The sequence below is a fragment of the uncultured Agitococcus sp. genome, from assembly GCF_937920075.1.
Lineage (GTDB): Bacteria > Pseudomonadota > Gammaproteobacteria > Pseudomonadales > Moraxellaceae > Agitococcus.
Genome location: NZ_CALETI010000149.1, coordinates 1 through 1,337 on the forward strand (window position 1 = coordinate 1; position 1,337 = coordinate 1,337).

Below are 1,337 nucleotides of genomic sequence, written 5' to 3' on the forward strand. Positions count from 1 at the left end.
AATAAAATAGCGTACAATAACTTAAGTTTGGCCCTGGTTTTTAACACAGCTTCTGTGTATTTTGTGGGCTATTTTTATTGATTAACTGAAGTTACGCACCGCTAATAGCCTTAAGCTGGGCAAAAGCCGACTGATTAGCGGAAATTAGTAACTTCGTACGCAAAGCGAAATGATTTAACTTGGTTTTGATTTTCAAACACTCAAGCTTAAACACCGCATACGTGGCTAAAAACATATGATTAAACCGAGCCCTTTGGCTATGAGCAGGCGACTTACCCAAATTGGCATTTTGCTTTAACGACTTATGATACACTTCAACCTGCCATCGTTTTTGATAGCCGTTGATAAATTTATCCTTGTCGCATTGCAAATCTGAGCATACTAGATATAACACCCCTGTAGAACCGTCCTTGTTTGTAAAGACTCGGCGTAATAACAAGACTTCATCATGATAGTCATTTAAAAAGCCGTGAACAGGGGTATTATCGGGTAAATTAGATTCATCAATACGTACAAAGTTACCTTTTTCTCTATCATCCGGGGTTAAAGCCACCAAGCGATTTGACTTTAACGCAAAGATGAAATGCTTGTTAGCTTTACGAATATGTTTGAATGTCGCTTTGGCTGAAAACCAAGAATCGGCTAATACATAGTCGAATTTGACTTGGTTTTTGATTGCCCTATCAAACATATCAAGCAGTCGCTGATTTTTGGTTTTATCACTTTTACGTTTAACCTTGCCTTTGTCATCGGTAAAGACATTGGGTTTGGTGATGATGTCAAAGCTTAAGGGTATGTCGATATCTTTGCGATGATACAGACAGTTAAGCAGGTTAATGCCTTTAACATTTTTGTTTTGGGTGTGGTCGTAGTGCCAGCAGTTGATGTCGTCGACGCTTGTGTGCGGTTTGGGCTGTATGGTGTCATCAAAAATGAGATAGCCTGTGGCTGGGTGTGGCATTTTCATGCTGTCTTAGCATGGGTTTAATCAGTTGCCATTGTTCTTTGGCGGTGAGTGTTTCACTGTTTAGAAAGCGGGTGATGCTGTCATGGTAGATGCTCCCTTGTAGTAGATTGGCAAGTCCTGTGGCGGTGGTTTGCCCAAAACTTGCGATGAGGTAGTCGCTGTAGAGTTCTATCATGTCTTTGTTCATTTGTTTACTCTCTCTGACTGCTTTTTTTGTTGTGATAGCGCTTTTTTAAAGGGCTGCGTAACTTCAGTTATAAATTAATCCACGATAAGTCTTATTTTTAATTTTCCATTCAAGCCATGGATCTTGTTTTGATTTGTTGAGTGCTTGGGGATGAATTACTGATGGTGCTGAGCTAAAAATAAC

2 protein-coding genes are annotated in these 1,337 nt (G+C 39.7%); both read right to left on the minus strand.

The window, feature by feature from the left end; all coding sequences use genetic code 11:
- Positions 1-91: 91 nt before the first annotated feature.
- On the minus strand, positions 92-967 hold the full coding sequence (locus Q0212_RS05555) for a transposase (protein WP_297923403.1): 876 nt from the start codon (positions 965-967) through the stop codon (positions 92-94).
- Complete coding sequence (locus Q0212_RS05560; RefSeq protein WP_297923405.1) at positions 927-1,154, minus strand: hypothetical protein; 228 nt, start codon at positions 1,152-1,154, stop codon at positions 927-929. Before Q0212_RS05560 ends, Q0212_RS05555 begins: the two co-directional genes overlap by 41 nt.
- Positions 1,155-1,337: the final 183 nt, after the last annotated feature.